At 42.9% G+C, this 20,251-nt stretch carries 19 protein-coding genes and 1 tRNA gene; 4 read left to right on the top strand and 16 right to left on the bottom strand.

Annotated features, from left to right (window positions below; translation table 11 throughout):
- Positions 1-34: 34 nt before the first annotated feature.
- Both ACMXYO_RS06670 and aceE read right to left on the bottom strand, forming a co-directional pair.
- Complete coding sequence (locus ACMXYO_RS06670; RefSeq protein WP_415887740.1) at positions 35-1,330, bottom strand: 2-oxo acid dehydrogenase subunit E2; 1,296 nt, start codon at positions 1,328-1,330, stop codon at positions 35-37.
- A gap of 55 nt (positions 1,331-1,385) precedes the next feature.
- Positions 1,386-4,061 carry a pyruvate dehydrogenase (acetyl-transferring), homodimeric type gene (aceE, locus tag ACMXYO_RS06665; RefSeq protein ID WP_415887739.1) on the bottom strand — a complete coding sequence of 892 codons (2,676 nt, stop codon included), beginning with the start codon at positions 4,059-4,061 and terminating at the stop codon, positions 1,386-1,388.
- A 481-nt stretch (positions 4,062-4,542) separates the two neighbouring features.
- Here aceE and ACMXYO_RS06660 point away from each other — a divergent pair, with 481 nt between their 5' ends.
- Together ACMXYO_RS06660 and ACMXYO_RS06655 are read left to right on the top strand one after the other, a co-directional pair.
- Positions 4,543-5,025 (top strand): Lrp/AsnC family transcriptional regulator, encoded by a 483-nt coding sequence (locus ACMXYO_RS06660; protein ID WP_415884169.1) that lies wholly within the window; start codon positions 4,543-4,545, stop codon positions 5,023-5,025.
- 13 nt (positions 5,026-5,038) lie between these two features.
- Positions 5,039-5,467: a GFA family protein gene (locus ACMXYO_RS06655; RefSeq protein WP_415887738.1), complete on the top strand. Its 429-nt coding sequence runs from the start codon at positions 5,039-5,041 to the stop codon at positions 5,465-5,467.
- A 9-nt stretch (positions 5,468-5,476) separates the two neighbouring features.
- Here the strand turns inward: ACMXYO_RS06655 and ACMXYO_RS06650 are convergent, their stop codons facing one another.
- Positions 5,477-6,373 carry a TIGR01777 family oxidoreductase gene (locus ACMXYO_RS06650; protein WP_415887737.1) on the bottom strand — a complete coding sequence of 299 codons (897 nt, stop codon included), beginning with the start codon at positions 6,371-6,373 and terminating at the stop codon, positions 5,477-5,479.
- Between the two features lie 152 nt (positions 6,374-6,525).
- On the opposite strand from ACMXYO_RS06650, the gene ACMXYO_RS06645 reads away from it, so the two are divergent.
- Together ACMXYO_RS06645 and ACMXYO_RS06640 are read left to right on the top strand one after the other, a co-directional pair.
- Complete coding sequence (locus ACMXYO_RS06645) at positions 6,526-7,149, top strand: riboflavin synthase subunit alpha (protein WP_415887736.1); 624 nt, start codon at positions 6,526-6,528, stop codon at positions 7,147-7,149.
- Positions 7,150-7,247: 98 nt separating this feature from the next.
- Positions 7,248-8,381 (top strand): DUF484 family protein, encoded by a 1,134-nt coding sequence (locus ACMXYO_RS06640; RefSeq protein ID WP_415887735.1) that lies wholly within the window; start codon positions 7,248-7,250, stop codon positions 8,379-8,381.
- Positions 8,382-8,446: 65 nt separating this feature from the next.
- On the opposite strand, the gene ACMXYO_RS06635 is transcribed toward ACMXYO_RS06640, so the two are convergent.
- From ACMXYO_RS06635 to ACMXYO_RS06575, 13 genes are all read right to left on the bottom strand, one after another.
- Complete coding sequence (locus ACMXYO_RS06635) at positions 8,447-9,001, bottom strand: hemerythrin domain-containing protein (protein ID WP_415887734.1); 555 nt, start codon at positions 8,999-9,001, stop codon at positions 8,447-8,449.
- Positions 9,002-9,202: 201 nt separating this feature from the next.
- Positions 9,203-9,802, bottom strand: a complete 600-nt coding sequence (locus tag ACMXYO_RS06630) for an HAD family hydrolase (RefSeq protein WP_415887733.1) — start codon at positions 9,800-9,802, stop codon at positions 9,203-9,205.
- Between the two features lie 79 nt (positions 9,803-9,881).
- A complete protein-coding gene (locus ACMXYO_RS06625; RefSeq protein ID WP_415887732.1) occupies positions 9,882-10,277 on the bottom strand; it encodes a hypothetical protein in 396 nt (131 codons plus the stop codon).
- A 142-nt stretch (positions 10,278-10,419) separates the two neighbouring features.
- Positions 10,420-13,044: an aminopeptidase N gene (gene pepN, locus ACMXYO_RS06620; RefSeq protein ID WP_415887731.1), complete on the bottom strand. Its 2,625-nt coding sequence runs from the start codon at positions 13,042-13,044 to the stop codon at positions 10,420-10,422.
- A gap of 19 nt (positions 13,045-13,063) precedes the next feature.
- A complete protein-coding gene (locus ACMXYO_RS06615) occupies positions 13,064-13,894 on the bottom strand; it encodes a DUF2797 domain-containing protein (RefSeq protein ID WP_415887730.1) in 831 nt (276 codons plus the stop codon).
- The gene (locus ACMXYO_RS06610; protein WP_415884159.1) at positions 13,894-14,166 is read right to left on the bottom strand and encodes a YeaC family protein; all 273 of its coding nucleotides are present in this window, start codon (positions 14,164-14,166) and stop codon (positions 13,894-13,896) included. Before ACMXYO_RS06610 ends, ACMXYO_RS06615 begins: the two co-directional genes overlap by 1 nt.
- Before the next feature lie 58 nt (positions 14,167-14,224).
- Complete coding sequence (locus tag ACMXYO_RS06605; RefSeq protein WP_415887729.1) at positions 14,225-15,100, bottom strand: alpha/beta fold hydrolase; 876 nt, start codon at positions 15,098-15,100, stop codon at positions 14,225-14,227.
- A 3-nt stretch (positions 15,101-15,103) separates the two neighbouring features.
- Positions 15,104-15,958: a rhomboid family intramembrane serine protease gene (locus ACMXYO_RS06600; protein ID WP_415887728.1), complete on the bottom strand. Its 855-nt coding sequence runs from the start codon at positions 15,956-15,958 to the stop codon at positions 15,104-15,106.
- Complete coding sequence (locus ACMXYO_RS06595; protein ID WP_415887727.1) at positions 15,958-16,938, bottom strand: metallophosphoesterase; 981 nt, start codon at positions 16,936-16,938, stop codon at positions 15,958-15,960. The genes ACMXYO_RS06600 and ACMXYO_RS06595 overlap by 1 nt, the downstream gene beginning before the upstream one ends.
- 1 nt (position 16,939) lies before the next feature.
- A complete protein-coding gene (locus ACMXYO_RS06590) occupies positions 16,940-17,821 on the bottom strand; it encodes an NAD(+) kinase (protein WP_415887726.1) in 882 nt (293 codons plus the stop codon).
- Positions 17,822-17,932: 111 nt separating this feature from the next.
- Complete coding sequence (locus tag ACMXYO_RS06585) at positions 17,933-18,832, bottom strand: 1-aminocyclopropane-1-carboxylate deaminase/D-cysteine desulfhydrase (RefSeq protein ID WP_415887725.1); 900 nt, start codon at positions 18,830-18,832, stop codon at positions 17,933-17,935.
- A 191-nt stretch (positions 18,833-19,023) separates the two neighbouring features.
- Positions 19,024-19,947, bottom strand: coding sequence for a diguanylate cyclase (locus tag ACMXYO_RS06580; RefSeq protein ID WP_415887724.1), 924 nt, complete (start codon positions 19,945-19,947; stop codon positions 19,024-19,026).
- A gap of 178 nt (positions 19,948-20,125) precedes the next feature.
- A tRNA-Val gene (locus tag ACMXYO_RS06575) sits at positions 20,126-20,201 on the bottom strand.
- Between the last annotated feature and the right edge of the window lie 50 nt (positions 20,202-20,251).

The following is a 20,251-nucleotide window of genomic DNA, read 5'->3' as shown; positions in this document are numbered from 1 at the left end:
TTATCGCTTAAAGTTCTCGGATTAAGTCACTGTCTTAAAACAGCAGCTGTCTAATATCGGTTAAGGCAGTATTGATATAGGCCATAAAACGTCCTGCATCACCTCCATTAATCACCCGATGATCAAAGGACAAACTGAGCGGTAACTGCTTTCTCGGCTGAAAATCACGTCCATCCCAAACTGGTTTTATACTCGCCTTAGCAACGCCTAAAATCGCGACTTCTGGAGCATTAACAATCGGTGTAAAGCCTGTGCCGCCCGTAGGCCCCAAGCTCGATATAGTGAAACAGCCGCCCTGCATATCCGCTGGTTTCAATTGCCTTCCACGCGCTTTACCAGCCAAGTCATTTATCTCAATAGACAACTCAGAGATACTTTTGCTATCTGCCCCTTTTATCACTGGTACAACCAATCCCGCAGGTGTGTCTACAGCAACGCCTATATTGACGTAATTTTTATAGATAACCTGCTTACCATCAGAGCTTAACGAACTATTAAACAATGAGTATTTACGTAATGCTTTTGCGATAACCTTAACGATGAATGGCAATACAGTTGGCGCCCTATCCAAGTTGAGAGATGTAGGCTTCAACCCTTTTCTAAAAGACTCTAACTCGGTGATATCAACTTCATCAAATAGGGTGGCATGGGGGATATTCAACCAACATCGCGTCATATGCTCGGAAGTTGCCCTAGCAATATTCGACATATCCTTAGCATTAATTTCACCAAAGCGGCTAAATTCCTGCTCAGGTATCTGAGGGATTCCTGAAGATTGAGGCATCGCAGTTCTATGAACCCGCTCTCGTTTAATGAATGCCTTAATGTCTTCTTTTAAAATTCGCCCTCGCGGACCTGTTCCCGAAACATCCTCTAAATTTACACCGAGCTCTCTGGACAGTTTACGTGCTGCAGGTCCTGAATAAACCTGACTAGACGTTGTACGTGATGTGCTTTGGTCGATGTACACTGCCTTTGTCGTATCACCGCTAATTTTTGTAGCCTTTTTATTACTTACATCAGGCTGCGCTTTCTCTGGAAAAACCTTTTCTTTTTCTACTCCCGGAATTTCTTGATAATCACTTTTATCAGTAACACCTTCTTTCACTACAGCTGAAAGCAAAGTTCCACTTTCAACAGTTGAACCCACGTCAACTAACCATTCCTCCAAAACACCCTCTACAGTAGAAGGAACTTCCATCGACGCTTTATCTGACTCAATCACTAACAGTGATTGACCAATTTTGATCTCTGCACCCAATTCAGCGCACAACTCAACTACTTCGCCAGACCCATCAATATCTGGCATAGATATAATTTCTGAACCCATCTTTATTACCGCTTTTTTGTCTCGACAACCGCAAGACGTTTTATTTCTTAGAAAATTAAAAATAAGCAGGATCTGCTTTTTCATAAGGAATTTTGAGCGTATCTCTTGCGCTATTTAGCATTTCACGACTAAGCGCACCTTTGCTATATAGGCGAGATAAGGCTGCCCAAGCGATAAAACGGGCATCTACTTCAAAATGATCTCTGAGGGTTGGACGACTTTCACTTAATCCGAAACCATCCGTGCCTAATACAACGGGATCTTCTGGGAACCATCGAGCAATTCCGTTGGGTAAAGATTTCACAAAATCACTGACAGCTACAAAAACACCCTGTTCGTGTTTCAGAGCAATTTGAAGATAACTCTCAGCAATAGCATCGGGATTCAGTAGATTCTCCCGCTCGACAGCCAATGCATCTCTAACCAACTGGTTATAGCTGGTCACACTCCAAATATCGGTACTACAACCAAACTCTTCTAAGATCTCAGCGGCTTTTAAAACCTCCTGCATTAAACTGCCACTACCAAACAGATGCACTTTATGCCCAGAGTTTTCATTTTTAGCGAAGCGGTACATCCCTTTTAAAATCTCCTTCTCACATCCCTCGGGCATTTCTGGCATTAAGTAGTTTTCGTTGTATAGCGTGATGTAATAAAAAATATTTTCATCATTGATATACATCCGCTCGATACCATCTTTGATTACAACCGCTAATTCGTAGGCAAAAGCGGGATCGTAGCTGAGCATATTAGGAACGGTGGCAGCGACAGCTTGGGAGTGACCATCTTGATGCTGAAGACCTTCACCATTTAGGGTTGTTCTGCCTGCAGTACCACCTAAAAGGAAACCTTTCGCCATACTATCGGCACAAGCCCAAATCATGTCTCCAACACGTTGGAAACCGAAGATCGAATAAAATACATAAAACGGGATGGTCGGCACTCCGTAGTTTGCATAGGAGGTCCCAGCCGCTAAGAAAGACGCCATTGCACCTGTCTCACAGATCCCCTCTTGCAACAGCTGCCCATCTTTAGCTTCTTTATATGGAAGCAAACTACTTGAATCCACTGGGTTATATTTCTGACCTTCAGAAGAATAGATACCAAACTGTTTAAACAGAGACTCCATACCAAAGGTTCGTGCTTCATCCGGCACGATTGGCACAATGTATTTGCCTATCTCTGGATCTTTTAATAAATGAGACAACATCCGAACAAAAGCCATGGTTGTGGATTGCTCGCGTTTCGTACCAGATATCGCCTCTTTAAACAGGGTTAAAGGAGGGAGCGCTAGTTTATCGAAGTTCGCATTTCTGGACGGTAGATAGCCCCCTAATGCTAGTCTCTGTTTATGTAGGTACTGAATTTCTGGGCTATCTGGATCTGGCTGATACAAGCTTGCCGCAGCCAGCTCTTCATCACTCAATGGAATTTCAAAACGACGACCAATTTCAATTCGCTCTTCAGCCGTTAGCTGCTTTTTCTGATGACTTGTATTTTGCCCTTCAGCACTCGCTCCCATGCCATCACCTTTAACAGTTTTCATTAGAATAACCGTTGGCTTACCTGTATTTTCCATGGCTTTATCAAACGCACTAAAGATCTTCTGTCGATCTTGGCCACCACGTTTAATACAACGGATCTGCTCGTCACTCAGCGTCTTCATCAACTCCTCTAAACGAGGATCATTTTGCGTCCAGTGATCGCGCACACTCTGACCGTCAGAAACCGTATAATATTGATAATCGCCATCCACAGCCTGATCCATTCGATCTTGCAGAATACCTTCACGGTCCCTTAAGAACAGTTCATCCCATTCACTGCCCCAGATCACTTTTATGACATTCCAACCAGCACCACGATAGCTTCGTTCTAGCTCCTGAATAATTTTGCCATTGCCTCTCACAGGGCCATCTAAACGCTGCAGATTACAATTGATCACCATCACCAAGTTATCTAAGTTATCTCGGCTGGCCATGTTGATTGTCCCTAACACTTCGGGCTCATCCGATTCTCCATCACCAATGAAGCACCAGATTTTTCCACCGTTTGGCTCTTTCAAACCACGATTTTCTAGATACCTCATAAATCGTGCTTGGTAGATTGCCGAAGGCGTAGAAAGCCCCATCGATGCGGTCGGTCCCTGCCAAAAATCAGGCATACGTCTCGGATGAGGATAAGAGCTTAATCCTCCCCCTTGTTGAAGTTCTCGACGGAAATTCGCCATCTGCTCGTCAGTTAGGCGGCCTTCAAGGTACGCTCTCGCATATATACCTGGAGCAGCATGCGCTTGGACTAATAGCTGATCACCACCATACTTATCTGTGTGCTGTTTAAAAAAGTGGTTTAAACCCACTTCCAACATAGTGGCTGCGGATTGATAGGTCGCAATATGCCCACCAACACCTGTACCTTGATCATTCGCCTTAACCACCATCGCGAGAGCATTCCAACGAATAATGTTTTCAAGCTTCTGTTCTAACTCTCTATTTCCGGGGTAGCTGCGTTGCTCATTAACAGGAATCGTATTCCGATAAGGGGTATTCAACGTGGCTTCCGTTGTGTGAACACCCTGTTTAAACAACGAATTTTGTAAGAGACGAATGATGTCACGGCCACGCTGCGAACCCTGTTCTGCCATCACATCGTCAAGCGCATCAATCCACTCTCTGTTTTCTTGATTTCGCTCATCTTCACCTAAGGCTTCAATAGCTTTATTTAAATTGTTCATAGGAATTTCCAAGGACTAAGAATCTATAAAAAGGGGATTCTTATGGAATCCCAAACGTCCCGGATTAGGACAAGCTGCATCAATCTTGTGAATTGAACTCTGGCTCAGGGGATGAATTTCCCAAGCAAGTTTGGTGTAAATAAATTAGCAGCAAGCCCTTAGTGAAAGTTCTCAAAAAAATCACGATTTAACTCAATTCCTAGAGACAAAAGCCAATAAACGAGAATAAATTGGCACAAATAGCCAACAACGAACTTAATATATTAGTTAAGCGCTTTTCATACCGATAAAGGAAGCAAACAAACCATGTGCAGGAGTCTGCATCTTAAAGGGCGAACATTTGCGTTTAAGAATCATCGCTAGAAAGGCTCAATCAGAATCGTTAGGATTGTTAAAATACCTCTGATCATTGCTATTTAAATGCGAAATTCATTCAATCATTAGCAAGCATCACTAGTTTCTAAAATAGCCGTAGGAAATTATGCCAAGCAAAAAACTAGACCGAATCGACCAGCAAATTTTGGAAGAGATTCAAAAGAATGGAGATATCAGCAATTTAGAACTAGCTGAAAAGGTCAACCTATCCCCTTCACCTTGTGCACGCAGAGTTAAACAACTAGAAGACGCCGGTATTATTGAAAAACAAGTGACGTTGCTGAATAAGAATGCTGTGGGGCTGCCTATGAGCGTTTACATTCATGTGTGTCTAGATAAACAGAAGCCCGAAATTTTAGACAATTTCGAGCGTATTATTGCCAGCTATGAAGAGGTCGTAGAGTGCGCATTGATTACAGGTAGCGCAGCTGATTACATCTTAAAAGTGCTCATGCCAGATATGTCCTATTATGAAAAGTTCCTTCTGAAAGAACTTAATCAGATAGAAGGTGTAAGCAGTATTAGAACGAGCTTTGTTATGCGCCAAATAGTTAGCCGTACCGAACTACCTTTGTCCCACATTAGTTAATGGGTATCAATTTATGTCAACTACCCCAGATAAAACAAAACTCACTGGTCAGTGTTTATGCGGTGGTATCAAATATGAGGTCACTGACTTACAACCGAAGATGGCGCACTGCCATTGCAGTATGTGTCGTAAATTCCACGGCGCGGCATTCGGTACTTACGGGGTCGCTAAGGTAGAGAACTTTAAGTGGCTGCAAGGTGAAGAGTTGCTTAAAACTTATACTGCACCTAATGGCACTAAAAGACAATTCTGTTCCGAATGCGGTTCTAGCTTAACCTTTGCGCCTATCAATGATAGTGGCACTAATGTTGAGTTCACCTTAGGCACGCTGGATAGCGAAGTTACCGTTAAACCAGATAGTCATATCTATTGCAGCTATAAAGCTGATTGGTACGAAATCACAGATGATTTAACACAATTCCCCGAAGGCAGGGGAAACTAGTACCACTCGTTAGAAGTTCACGGCTGAATACATCGCTCCGGAAAGCTCAGGGTAGTGAAACTTATAGCCTATCTCTTCTAGCTTTTCGGGGTAAACTCGCTGACCTTCCACCAACAACTCAGCGCCCTCACCCAACATCAGATTGATAACAAAGCTAGGCATTGGCATAAATGCAGGACGTCCCAAGGCCTTACCTAAGGTTTTGGAAAACTCTGCATTTGTTGCAGCATTTGGTGATGTTAAATTAAATGGACCTGAGAGCTGATCGTGGGTTAATAGCATAGAGATGATTTCAATTTCATCATCAATGTGTATCCATGACATCCATTGTTTACCACTGGCAATCGGACCACCTAGCCCGAGTTTAAATGGTAGTAACATCTTGCTTAATGCTCCGCCGTCACCCAATACCACACCTGTTCGGATCAGGCATACCCTGACTCCAAAAGCTTCAGCCTTTAATGCTTCTGCTTCCCAATCGGCACAAAGTTTATGGGTAAATCCACTGTTAGGCTGGCTTCCCTCTCCGAGCTTTGAATCACCATCATGGCTGCCGTAGAAGCCTATGGCTGATCCACTAATAAGCACTTTTGGTTTTGCTTTTTGAGCTTTGATCCACTCGACCAGCTCAAAGGTCAGATCTATTCGACTAGAATGAAGTAGTTGCTTACGCTCATCAGTCCAACGCTGATCGGCAATCGGCTCTCCAGCCAAGTTAATTACAGCATCTACAATTAATTCATCTTGAGGAGGTAGATCTCGCAGCGCTTCAACTCTTCCTTGAAACAATTCGGTGACTTTAGAAGGGTTCCGACTCCAGCATACCACCTCGTCTCCTTCTTCTAATCGAGCTTCGATAAGATGTTTACCGATAAAACCTGTTCCACCCGTCACTAAAATTTTCATACCTTTTTCCTTAAGGATTGGACCAATCATCTATCTGTTATTCGATGCTTATAACAATTACAGCGAAAAGTCATTTAGTCGCTGCAGTAGAACTCTATTGTTGTTACGATGCATTGCAGTATTTAGATTAGCAAATTTATAAGAGTGCACCGATGTTTACTGGAATTGTTCAAGGTAAAGCGACAATCAAAGCTGTTGAAACTAAAGCCGATTTTATGCGGCTGCAAGTAGAGCTTCCTTTAGAGCATTGTGACAATCTGCAAATTGGCGCCAGCATCGCTTTAAACGGTACCTGCCTAACCGTTGTCGCATTTGAGAATAACTTAATCAGCTTCGACCTGATTATGGAAACACTTAAATTAACCAATCTAGGCGACCTCGCTCCAGGTGATCAGGTTAACTTTGAACGTGCCGCTAAATTTGGTGATGAAATCGGTGGCCACCTACTTTCAGGTCACATTCACCAGCAAGTAAAAATTGCCAAAATCGAAAAGCCAGAAAACAACTGGATTGTATGGTTTGAAGCGGCCCCAGAATTTCAACGCTATATATTTGCCAAAGGTTTTATCGGACTTAACGGCTGCAGCCTAACCATTGGTGAAAAACAGGATAATCTGTTCAACGTTTACCTCATCCCAGAAACCTTAGCTGTAACAACCTTTGGAGACTTAGGCGAAGGCTGCAAGGTTAATATGGAAATTGATGCCCATACACAAGCGGTCGTGGAAACAGTCGAACAATATATGAACAGCCATAACTTATTAAAAAATAAATAAAATTGTCATTAATATTTCTCAACAAAAATGTTAAAAAAAACTTTATAGTTTAAGTTAAGTGCCGATAACCCTTTAACGGATCCTATTAAAGGCGAACTATGAGTTTAAACGAGCTAGAAAAGGAAAATCAGGAGCTCAAACGCACTCTTCGCTTAATATTAAGCAAGGCTGAGCGTAATGAGAGTATCCTGAATAGCTTTTTTGATGTGGAGATATGTCTTCTCTCATGCGCTCGTTTATCAGAATTGCTCGATCTAATGCTAATTGAGTTTAAAGAACTCTTTAAACTGAGTAATGTAAATCTCATCCTATTCGATCCGGAACATGCTGCTCGCACCCTACTAGACGATTATGTACCGCCACCTCCTGGCAATACATTACGGTTTGTACAGAGCCAGCGCTTACTCAAATCACTTTACCCCAATAATAAACTCATCGTGGGGGTTCCTAGCGAAGCTGTGCGCAGAGAAGCTTTCCCTGTAGCAGATAACCCGATCGAGTCCTGCGCACTGTTGCCACTGATTCGCCAAAACTGCCTTATCGGCAGCCTGCATTTAGGCAGTGCTGATGCTAGCCGCTACACACAGCACGTTCGCTACGACTACATTCAGCATTTAGCTTCTGTAATTTCTGTTTGTATCGAAAACTGCATTAACCAAGAAAACCTGCATCGATTAAGCAGCATCGATATGCTTACAAAAGTGCATAATCGTCGCTCGTTTGATCAGGAAATAGTTCGAGAGCTATCCCGTGCAAGCCGTGCCAACCACTCTTTAGCCTGTCTATTTATGGATCTAGACCACTTTAAAGTGGTTAACGACACCTACGGCCATCAAACCGGCGACAGAGTATTAAGAACGGTAGGTTTATTCTTAGGTAAACAGCTGCGTAAAACGGATATTATTGCGCGCTATGGGGGGGAAGAGTTCGCTGTACTACTACCAAATTGTGATAAAGCGCGGGCGATGGAAATAGCAGATACATTGAGACAGAAACTTTCTCGTCTTATTTTCCGCGATGAAAATGCCAAGCCATTTAGGATGACAACATCTGTCGGCGTATCTCTCTGCACGCCGGCTAACTATCCCAAAGAAAGCCTGAATACTATTGCCTATCAACTGATTCAATCAGCGGATAAGGCGGTCTATGAATCCAAACATAGTGGCCGTGACCAAGTCTCTTTTACTCAGTTTCAAGAGCCACAGATTGATATAAGCCAAGCACTTAACTAATTCCATAGAATACCTCCGTAATCAGAGAGAAACCAAAGCCCCTCCCTGAGTCCAGCCGGTACGGATTAGCATGCCTCGTTCATTTCCAACATAAGCTCTTTATATAGCGCTGTATATTCGCGAGCTTGAACTTCCCCAAAAAGCGGATCTTCTTGCTTCGGCAACTGCTTTTCAATCATCACTAGTTCTTTATCGCTCACCGATTCTTCGATCAATGGGAACAGCTCACCTTCTTCAAAGTTGAGATGAGCCATTTGTAGCGAGACAAAATCATCTAACAGGCCAGCAAATTCATCCATTGGCATCACTGAGTCATGCAAAATACCATCTACAGCCTCTTTCAATTGAAGGCTGGAGCTTTTTAAGGCTTCATGATCTTTAGCACAGTTAAATAGATGCTTATCCAATTCGGGATTCCGATCGGCCAAACATTTGTACATTTTATCTTCGCGGGGATGATGGTGGCCGTCCGCATAATTAGAGATATAGTCAATCAGATCAGCCATAAGACTGAAATTAGGCTGCTGTCCTGCTTTAAGCTGATTCACTTTCTGACGCAAGATTACTAATAGCTTATTAAGATTTACATGATCCTGATGTAGCTCGGCTAATATCGTCATACTTACACCTCAAAAGGTTGGTCCAATAACCCAATATAGACAATCAAGGGAAAAGGCCTTTGACAAAGATCAAGCAAATCTGGAATTAAATCGGGAGGGTAACGTACTTATTTTTTGAACTGAAATTTTTACCTTCAGCTTCAAAGGGATAGCATCAGATAAAAATCCATTGCCTAAAAGAAAAATTAACAGGACGAAAACTCAAACAAATGTCAGTAAAGATGTTAACTCAGGCAGGTTTTTAACTCTGATATCTGTATCTTCCGGCCAGTGACGATCTTTCAGATCAACATGTACAGTACTTACACCGGCTGCACGCCCTGACAACAGATCCAGATGAAAATCCCCCACCATTACGCCTGAATGGTTTGGCAATGCCCACAGTTTTAAAAGAATATGAATACCTTCAGGGGATGGCTTGGGCTGACTGTCTTCACGACCCAGAACATGTGCCTTTTCGAAGAATGTATCCGCACCAATCGCCTTTAAAGATAATAATGCTAATTCCTGGGTGTTACGGGTTAGAATACCCATCTGGCAACCCGCAGCTGCTAGTGCTTCTAGGCAATCAAGCACGCCCTCAGCAGGAGCTGCTTGGGACGCATACGCTCTTTCAAGCAGATCCAGCTGTACATTCATCCAGTGCTGGCGTTCAGGAGACTGACGCTTTATGCAGTCAAGAATATCATCACTAGGATCTATACCTAGCTTTTGGCGAATCAGTGCAAAATCATGAACCGGTTGAGTTAAGGTGCCATCAAGATCAAATATCCAAGCACGCTTCTCTCTTAGATCAAACATTACTTCCTCACAAATAAAAATGCCGAAAAGCTCTCACTTTTCGGCACTCTACGACTCACAATAAAGTCTAGATCAGATTTTACTCAGCAACTGCGTAGCAAGCTTCGTTAAATGGATCTAGTGGGTTTTCTAATAGATCATCGTGTTTGAAGTAAAGAATACGTCCTTCAAACTTAAGGCTCTTAGTAGAGAACCAACGATCAAGCTCTTCCAAGCTTTCATCGCTTGCATTTGCGTCTAACCAACTAGTGATTACATTGTAAAAATAAACACCAAACAGACCTGCTGCAGCACCGAGGAAAAATTCAGACGCTAGCGCAAACAACATTAAAAGAATACCGGCAATCCAAATGCGGTTAGCTTTGGCATTTTTATAGGCATCAGTAGATGATTCATGACTATCTTTCAAACGCATGTAGCGACGGAAATTTTGTTGGATGTCGAATTTATCTTCAGTAGATAGTAATTTAGACATGTTGCTTCCTTGGTAAAACGTATCTTTATTATTTGTTATAGCGCTAAACAATATAACGCATGTTTAGCTTTTATTCCTAAGCGAGTATAGCCGAGGCAAACGCATCCGTCCCCCCGGCTAAAGGCGTATATTGCATTTTTTTTTACGCCAAGCTTTTGCTCACCACTTCGAAGACATCTTTTGATAGATTTCCACTGTCTCGAATGCGCTCTAGCTCTTTAAGCATAAGCGTTTGACGCACTTTGTCATATTTCTTCCAACGGCTCAATGGCGTAACCATTCTGGATGCTACTTGCGGATTTTGAGCATTTAACTCAATAATTCGATCAGCCAAGAACTGGTAACCCGAACCATCTTTTGCATGGAAATTAACTGGGTTTTGAGCGCAGAATACGGAGATCAGAGAGCGCAACTTATTCGGGTTTTTTGCATCAAATGCTGGATGCTCCATCAGTACTTTAACACGATCAATTGCTTTTTCTTTGGGGTTAGAAGCCTGGATAGACAACCAAATATTGACTACTAAACTCTCATCCTTCCAACGGCCATAGAAATCATCCAATAAGCTTTGCGCTGCTTCTTCATTTTCAGAATGTGCAACTTGCACCAATGCAGCCTGCATATCAGTCATGTTATCTGACTTAGCATATTGAGCTTGAGCAAGTTCGAGATACTCTGGCTTATCTAAAGAAGTTAGATAAGATAGACAAAGATTCTTCAAGCTTCGACGAGCAATGGAATCTGAATCTGGCGAATATTGCAGATCAAGGTCGTTAGCTTGATAACACTGCAACAATGTAGCCTCTAGCTCTGTCGCTAATGTTTGACGTACAAACTTACGAACACTGTAGATAGCATCAACATCGATCTCATCAGCAAGCTCAGATAGGTAAGCCTCAGAAGGAAGCGTTAGCACCTTACTGACCATCGCTTTGTCTAAACCTTCTGTTTCCAGAATAGCTTTATACGCAGACACTAAACGCTCATCCAACTGCAGCAACTTATCATCACGATAGTCAGCAATTAACCCTTGCATGATATCCACTGCAAGCTTTTGTGCCGCGTCCCAACGGCTGAAGCCATCACTGTCATTTGCCATCAGGAACATCAATTCATCACGCTGGTACGGATAAAACAGTTTCACAGGTGCGGAGAATCCGCGCAGTAACGAAGGTACTGGTTTCGCTGCTAAGCCTTTAAAGCTAAAGGTTTGCTTAGCCTCTGTGATATTGAGCACTTCGGTAGTTTGACCATTAACCAACAAAAGGTCCTTACCATTCTCATCAAGCAAGCCAAGGGCTAATGGGATATGGAATGGTAGCTTCTCCTCCTGACCCGGAGTTGCTGGACAACGCTGCTCAACATGAAGCTGATAATCGCCTGTGGATGCATCAAAGTTATCAGCAACATGCAATTCAGGCGTACCTGCTTGAGAGTACCAATTGCGGAACTGAGATAGATCTTTTCCAGATGCATCTTCCATCGCAGAGACAAACTCTTCTGTTGTCACCGCTTGGCCATCGTGACGTTCGAAATATAGATCGGAGCCTTTTCTGAATAATTCCGGACCTAATAAGGTATGAATCATTCTCACGACTTCTGCGCCCTTTTCATAGATAGTCAGGGTGTAGAAGTTAGAAATTTCAATAAATGAAGCAGGTCTGATTGGATGCGCCATTGGGCCTGCATCTTCAGCAAACTGAGCCGTGCGCAATACACCAACATCTTCTACGCGCTTCACTGTGCGAGAGTTCATATCAGCAGAAAACTCTGCATCACGGAACACGGTGAAGCCTTCTTTCAAACTCAGCTGGAACCAATCACGACAAGTGACACGGTTACCCGACCAGTTATGGAAGTATTCATGTGCCACAACCCCTTCAACCCTCTGGAAACCCATATCAGTGGTCGTAGCAGGATGAGCAAGCACACAAGAAGTATTAAAGATATTTAAACCCTTATTCTCCATTGCTCCCATATTGAAGAAGTCGACCGCGACGATCATATATATATCTAGATCATACTCACGACCGTATACTTGCTCGTCCCAAGCCATCGACTTTTTCAAGGACTGCATAGCATAATCTAATTTATTCAGGTCTTTCTGCTCAGCATAAATAAGCAGATCAACTTCACGTCCAGATGAGGTCGTAAAGGTATCTTTGATATGCTGAAGATCACCCGCCACTAAGGCAAAAAGATAAGCTGGCTTACTGAAAGGGTCTTCCCATTTTACCCAATGACGATCATCACCAAGCTCACCGTTATCAACCAAGTTGCCATTGGAAAGTAACACTGGATAAGCCTGCTTATCAGCCTCTATAGTCGTACTGAAAACAGACATCACGTCCGGGCGATCTGGGTAGAATGTAATACGGCGGAAGCCTTCAGCCTCACATTGTGTACAGAACATGCCGTCCGATTTGTACAAACCTTCTAACGCAGTATTCGTTTCTGGGTGGATTTTTGTCAGCGTTTTTAAGGTGAAGCTGTCTGGCAGATCAGAAAGCAGCAACTCTTCACCTTCTCGCTGATAACCAACGTATTCAACGCCATCGATCGAAAGATTCAATAACTCTAGCTCTGGGTGCCCGAATAACACTAGCTTCGGAGCTAAATCGTCACACTTGGGGTTTCGGCTAATTTTTAATTCTGCTGTAACTAGAGTTTCCTGCTCAAACAACTGAAAACGCAGGTCGGTGGTTTCTATCAGATAAGATGGAACTTTATAGTCTTTAAGGTAAATAACATTGGGTTCTTGAGACATGATTTCACCTAGTCAGTGATCAGGCAGATACAGCAACCTGATACGCTGTGAATTTACGCATATTGATAACGCCAGTATCTAAGATCAGGTACTGCCCTTTTATCCCCTGCAAAACGCCAGATACTTCGGCCGTTTTATCAAAATTAAACGATGTTACTTTTGTCGGGTAATTCAACACAGGGTAGTTGATCTCTATTTGCTCAGCATCTGGCAAACGCTGAATAGCTTGGATACCAAAAGTCTGTTCGAGTTCCGCTAAACCTTCACTACATTTTTCAAAAAGCTGATCACGAATTTCAGTAAGCGTTAAAGGCTCAACTTCATTCTTAAGCATTTTTCGCCAGTTAGTTTTATCCGCTACATGTTCACCAAGTAGACGCTCAACTTTGCCTGACTGCAAACGTGTCGCTACTTTCAGAATCGGCAACGCTTGAATAGCACCTTGGTCCATCCAACGTGTTGGAATTTGAGTGCCGCGGGTAATACCAACTTTTACACCCGATGAGTTAGCTAGATAAACGTAATGATCTTGGAAGCAAAACTGCTCACCCCAACCGGCATCACGACAAGTGCCTTCATGGAAATGACAAAGTTCAGGTTTAACTATGCATTGATCACATTGAGGGAGACTTTTAAAGCAAGGATAACAGAAGCCTTGATTAAAGCTCTTGTTGGTTTTACGTCCACAATGAGTGCAATTAATCGCAGCTTGGTACTCTAGTGAAATAGACTTACCAATGAGCTCATTCATTGGCACTTCCTGATCACCTACAGGTAATTTATAAACAACGCCTTCAGGTGTTAGTTCGGTGCGCATTTTTTGTAGCGCACCCTGCGCTAGAATCTGCATTAATTTTTATCGTCAGTCAGAATTTTAATCGTATCGGCAGCCAATGGATCTTTACCATGCTGAGAACCGTCTTGTTTTGTACGATCAATATATCCCACTCGTTCTTCTTCTGGCTTGTGCTCTAAATCATAAGCAACAACGGCGCGCATGCAGATATCACGTTGTTCTGGCGTTAACTTACGTCCATCAGGCCATTTCCCCAGCTCCACTGCACGCTTAAGGGATTTATGCATATCAGGGGTCATTGCTTGAATTAGTTGTTCGTATGTCATCATCAATCTCTTACTTTTTATCAGGTCTCACCACCTGATTTTGGATCTACAAAGTTTATCACATCCCTATTTCATTCCGCATAAATGTGACCACCTGTTCTTGAATCAAACGTCTATTCTCTTCACAAGGGATATGTAGATCTTCGAGTTTTTTTAACTGTTTTAGATTTGCCAGAGCTGCTCTTGCTTGCTCGGCTAACTGATCCGGATCAAAATAGATATCTTCACTGGCAGTAAAAAGCTGTACTGGGGCATTAAATCTGGACAGCTCTGCTTTGGAAAATGGCCCTGGCGGTATCAACGTCATAGGGATACCCGCTTGAAACGTCGAATAATAATACTGTTCCAATTCTGGCCAGTTATCTTCCATCAATGGCGTCATTAGCTGATCAAAATGCGGCTGATCGGTGTGTATTTTAAAGCCAATAAAAGGCAGAATCAGTTTTTTTAGTGGCCGCCACAATGGCCGAGAGAATCCCGCAGGTACAATCAGCGACGCTGCAGATATACGCTCAGGCTTGTAAGCAGCTAGATCAAGTAAAACCGCTCCACCGAAGGAGAGCCCTACCATGGGGGCTTGCTCAACACCCAATGCATCCAACAGCTGATCAAGCCACATTGCATAGGCACTATTGGAAGGCACTGGCGCAATACCTGGGGTTTTCCCTGCTTGTCCAGGAATATCAGGCGAAATTACTCGAAAATGTTTAGTTAAAGGCCATAACAGTTCGAGGTTAAACGGTGCTGGTGTATGTAAGCCATGCAACGCAATTAATGGCGGTGCATCCTCAGGCCCAGCCTCCATCACCCAGATAGGGCCTAAGGAAGTCGATTGATATCGACCAGTGACATTACAATCTGGCAATTGATTAAGTCGATCACACTGCCCTTGATAACGATGATTTAGATCTAATGACAGTGATACTGGATCCACTTGTTATCTCCTAGTAACCAAAAGCTTTCCAAACGGGATAAAAGCTAAGCCAGCCAACAAACCCACTAAGTGAGCGGTATTCGCTATAGCGCCTAATTGCAGTGCTTCTAGAACACCAGCATAGCCAAGCACTAGCCAGAAGATTAAGAAGCCCATGATGCTCTGCGGCAAGCCGATTCGATGAGCCGACTGAGTTTTATCCCATAGCCACGCATAACCTAAGAAGGCAAAAACTACACCTGACAAACCACCAAACATTGGCCCCGCATCGTGATATTGAGCGATGTTAGAGATAACTCCTGAGAAAAGTATCAATAAACATAACGTCACACGACCTTGATAGATCTCAATCCGGCTACCCACAATCCAAATCCAAAGGGCGTTAAAAGCAATATGAAGTTCACTAAAATGCAGAAAAATAGGCGTAATTAAACGCCAGATTTCGAATGACTGCAGAGTCCCTTCCAAACCAGAACTGTAGAGACCGCCATCTTTTTGAACAATATCTGCAATCGTAAATAACCGCAGCCATTCCAAATTGTCACCAAAAGAGATTAAGAAGGTTAGCAATACACTGCTCGCGATCAACAAACCGCTCATCCAAGCCTGCTTAACTTGAGATAGAAGATTAGCCTGACCTACCGCTCTTGGGATCGCTAAAACAAAGCCCTCAAGACTCTCACCTCGACGACATTTCTCATATAAAGTCACAATTTGAGCAGGCTCAACGCCAGCCGCAACCCAAATCTCTTGAGAATGCTCAAGCTCAACGACCCGATGCGGAACCTCATATCTCCACAGAATTTGGGTAAACTCTGTTAGATCTTCACCTAAGGGTACAGAAAGTACCTTAATCATTAGAGACCTAGCTCATCAGCTATTTCGGTTCTTACATCAACCCATACAAACTTGTCAGGCTGAATACTTTTCTCATCATCTAATCGATAAGCAACCAACTTACCGTATTTAACCGCACTGTAATCTAAACATGCGATATTAGATGTTATAGGTTCAGGAACCCCTTCACGCCAGTAGTGACCAATAAATAACATCTTCTCTTCTGGGCCGTAATAAAGAAGATCATTATGATCCTGCTTAGTTAATTTCAAACGAGCAATATGCTCTGGCAATGGGTCCGGCTGGAACACAACATCCGCATAATATTCAGGTTCAGCAGACCAAAACTTGGTTCTGAAGAAACGCCTACGATAACCGTCTTTGCTCACCATCACCTCGCCATCAGGCAAGCTTAAGTGCGTCCCGCGCAACAACCGATCAGTCAGTGCCCATTCAAAGGTACCGCGTTTAGAGGAACGATGTAGAAAACGGTCATCGATAATATGATTTGGGTATTCGCCCTCGAACCGATCAATTAACTTTTGATGCCAACAAGCATGCACAACACGAAAATGCTCGAACTCTAGATAAATCGGCATTTGCCGAATCCACTGTAAGAACATCTCTTGCTCTTCTGGGTAATCAGCAAACTGCTCCAGGGTTTCAGCAAGAATACGGTGGTGACGTGGACTATGCTCACGTAGGTAGCTAAGACCACTTCCCTCATGCCCTTCGGTACAGTAACTCAGAAAGTTAAATTCATGATTTCCCATGACAATCTGAGCAGCACCCGATTGCACCATGTCATAAACGATATGTAGGGATTCACGGATTCTAGGACCGCGATCGACGATGTCGCCTAAAAAGATCATTTGGCGCTCTGGGTGGCAGTAAACTCCATCCTTCTTGCTGTAACCTAACTTGCTTAACAAAAGCTCTAAGCTAAGGCCGCAGCCGTGGACATCACCAACCAGATCGTAGCCTTTAAACTGATCAGTCACATCAATCTCCGAGTTTAGTACCCCAACCAAGTTTCTCTCGGCAGGTACTATAGAAATCATAATTGAGTGGATGTAACAATTTCAGTTTATGGGGTTTCTTATGAACCGTAATCGTATCTCCTGGCGCACAACTAATATCTTTTTGACCATCACAAGATACAGTTGGGTAGGCACCATTATTAGGACTAATCACCAACTTAAGTTCGCTATTACCGTTAACCACAATAGGTCGGCTAGAAAGCGTATGCGGGAACATGGGTACAAGCACCAAAGCATCTAACTTCGGATGCATAATAGGGCCACCGCCAGATAAAGAGTAAGCTGTAGAACCTGTTGGTGTAGAGATAATCAAACCATCGGATTTTTGCGTGTATACAAACTGCCCTTCAATATACAGTTCAAATTCAATCATTCGTGCGGCTTTACCTGGGTGCAGCACACAGTCATTAAGCGCAGTGGCTTCGCCAATAGGTACCCCTTCACGCTTAACAATAACATCAAGCAGGAAGCGACTATCAACGGTGTACTTACCTTCCAGTACTTCGCCTACTTTTTCTTCAATTTCATTTGGAGAGATATCAGTTAGGAAACCTAGATTACCCCTATTCACACCAAGAACTGGAACATGGTACTGAGCTAAAGAACGAGCCGCGCCCAAAAGACTTCCGTCCCCACCAACCACAATAACGAGGTCACATATTTCGCCCATCATTTTCTGTGTACTGGTTTGTTGGCCATGACCCGGCATAACTTCAGCAATACGCTCATCGATAATAGTATTCAGACCACGATCACCTAAAAAGCGAATAAGGTGCTTGAGTGTATCGATGACTGATTTACTACCTAAACGCCCAATAAGACCAATATTACGAAAGTAATCCATTATCTCTCCGGATTAACGTTTGTATGAAAAACCAGATTCTATCTAACTGATTTTTCAGATTCTTTTCAATGATTCTTTATGACCAAAACCGCAATTTGGCGCTAATCAAGCTTAAGCTAGACTTCGGGCTCCTTGCAGACCACCTGTATGAATAGCCAAAATAGTACTTCCCTCTGCGTAATCACCACGCTCAATTCTCTTCAACAGGTGACTAAGCATTTTTGCAGTATAAATCTGGTCTAGGGGGAGCTGATGCTCTTTTAGCATGAAATCCATGAAAGCCAGAAGATCATTAGACACTTTAGCATAGCCACCACCATGCCCTTCCAAATCCAAGTCCCAGTTATCAGTAGGATCAACACCCGATACAGCCATAAGATTTTCAATATCAGAAAACAGAAAATCCGCCTTTTTCAGCACCGGTATACCTAAAACCGGAATATCAGGAACAGACAAGGCCACACCAGCTAAGGTTCCACCTGTTCCACAGGGCAAAACGATTTGATCAGGATCTACCTCAGCCAAGATCTCAGGTGTGATAATCTCTCGCGCGCCCTGCACGGCAAATTTATTACTTCCACCTTCCGGCACAATTAAAGGATTGGAAAAGCGTTCCTTTACAGCTTCAAGATAGATTGGATCATGCCGCTGACGATATTCCTGACGATTAACAAAGAGCAGCTCCATCCCCCATGCTTGCGCATCCCTTAAGGTTGGATTATCCGCATACTCTGGCTCACCCCGAATAACACCAATAGTTTTTATCCCAAACAAAGATCCAGCCTTAGCAAAGGCGTGAATATGATTAGAATACGCCCCACCAAAACTGAGGACTGATAAGTAACCATTTTCAAGCGCATGCTGAAGGTTATACTTCAATTTAAACCACTTGTTACCGCTGACTATTTCATCAGTCAGATCTAAACGAAGCAGGTAAAGCTTAACCCCCGCCTGAATAGTCTCATCGGTTTCTAAAAGCTGTACGGGTAACACGGGATTTTGAAGTAGCATTTTAATTAATTAGCACTGCAACATTATTGAAATATAAATGAAGTACTTTAAAGGAAAGTTAAATAACAGAGGAAGAAAAACGTGGAAGACTATATCGAAGAATTACTGCTACTTAATATTGATGAATATGAAGACGATGAATGTCTAGATGATGCTGAAGAACAATAGCAGCATCATCCAGACTAATGATTTTAAGCACTATTGGTCTGAACTAAATTACCAATACGCTGCTTAATCACGAAAGAACTATTCCCGCCTGAGCTTTTAGACTCATACATCGCAAGATCCGCTCTCTGCACAATTTGATCAGGATTTTCCATACCATTCGTCTCAGTTACACCAAGACTCACCGAAACCTTGATCAGAGAATCAGAATCGTGATCAACACTAAATGAACACTTAGAATTGAACATTAATCTAATCCGCTCAGAAGTTTTGGCTGCCGCATCAATATCTGTCTCAGGTAAGAGCACCATAAATTCATCGCCGCCATAACGAACAGCAACATCAGTTGTACGCAATGCCTCTCGAAGGATTTCGCCAATAAGCCTTAAAACACGATCTCCCTCCAGATGACCAAGAGAATCATTAACTTTCTTAAAGTTATCTAAATCAAAACAGATTAAGCTCAGCGGATGGTTATAGCGCTTGGCACGATCTAACTCTTGCGCCATTACAGTATAAAAGTGGCGCTGGTTAAATAACCCGGTTAACTCATCAGTGACAGAAAGCTTATGTAGCTGCTGCTCTAAACTCTGCCTCTCAGTAAGATCATGAAAGAAACCAATACTGCTGCCTTCATTTTGATCAACAATTGCTGCTGATAAACGAATCGGAACGACCGCCCCATCCTTACAAGCAAGCTGAGCCTCATAACCTTCAATACTTCCAGGCTTACCATAAGAGTCAGAAAGCAAAAGTTTCTTAATCTCTTTTGCCTCCTCTAAACTCGGATAGATTGAAGCGATACTAACTTTCCCTATAACTTCATCAGCCGAATAACCCAAAAGTTTCTCAGCTGCCGCATTAAACAACTGAACAACCCCTAAACCATCTACACCTATAACCGGATCAGGACAGAGTGATACAAGCACGGCTTCATCCACATAATTCACAGAGGTATTCCCATCTCTTTTATTTTTATTTCAGGAAACTAATTGTTAACACTCCTTTATGCCAAAGAGCACACAACAAAAAGAGAGTAACAGATACAGTCTTTAAGTAAACAACTCAGAAGTTTTAATATATGAATTTAACAAAAAGGAAATATATACAGGTAAGAAACGTACTTAGTGGTGGGCGTGGAGAGGCTCGAACTCCCGACATTCGCCTTGTAAGGGCGACGCTCTCCCAACTGAGCTACACGCCCACTAAGCAGATGGCTTGTTTACGACTCTCTCAGCACTTCGAGAAAGAAGT

This window comes from Neptuniibacter sp. QD37_6, from assembly GCF_047778085.1.
Classification (GTDB): Bacteria; Pseudomonadota; Gammaproteobacteria; order Pseudomonadales; family Balneatricaceae; genus Neptuniibacter.
The sequence above is the reverse complement of the archived record's forward strand: the minus strand, read 5'-3'. Positions and strand labels throughout refer to the sequence as shown.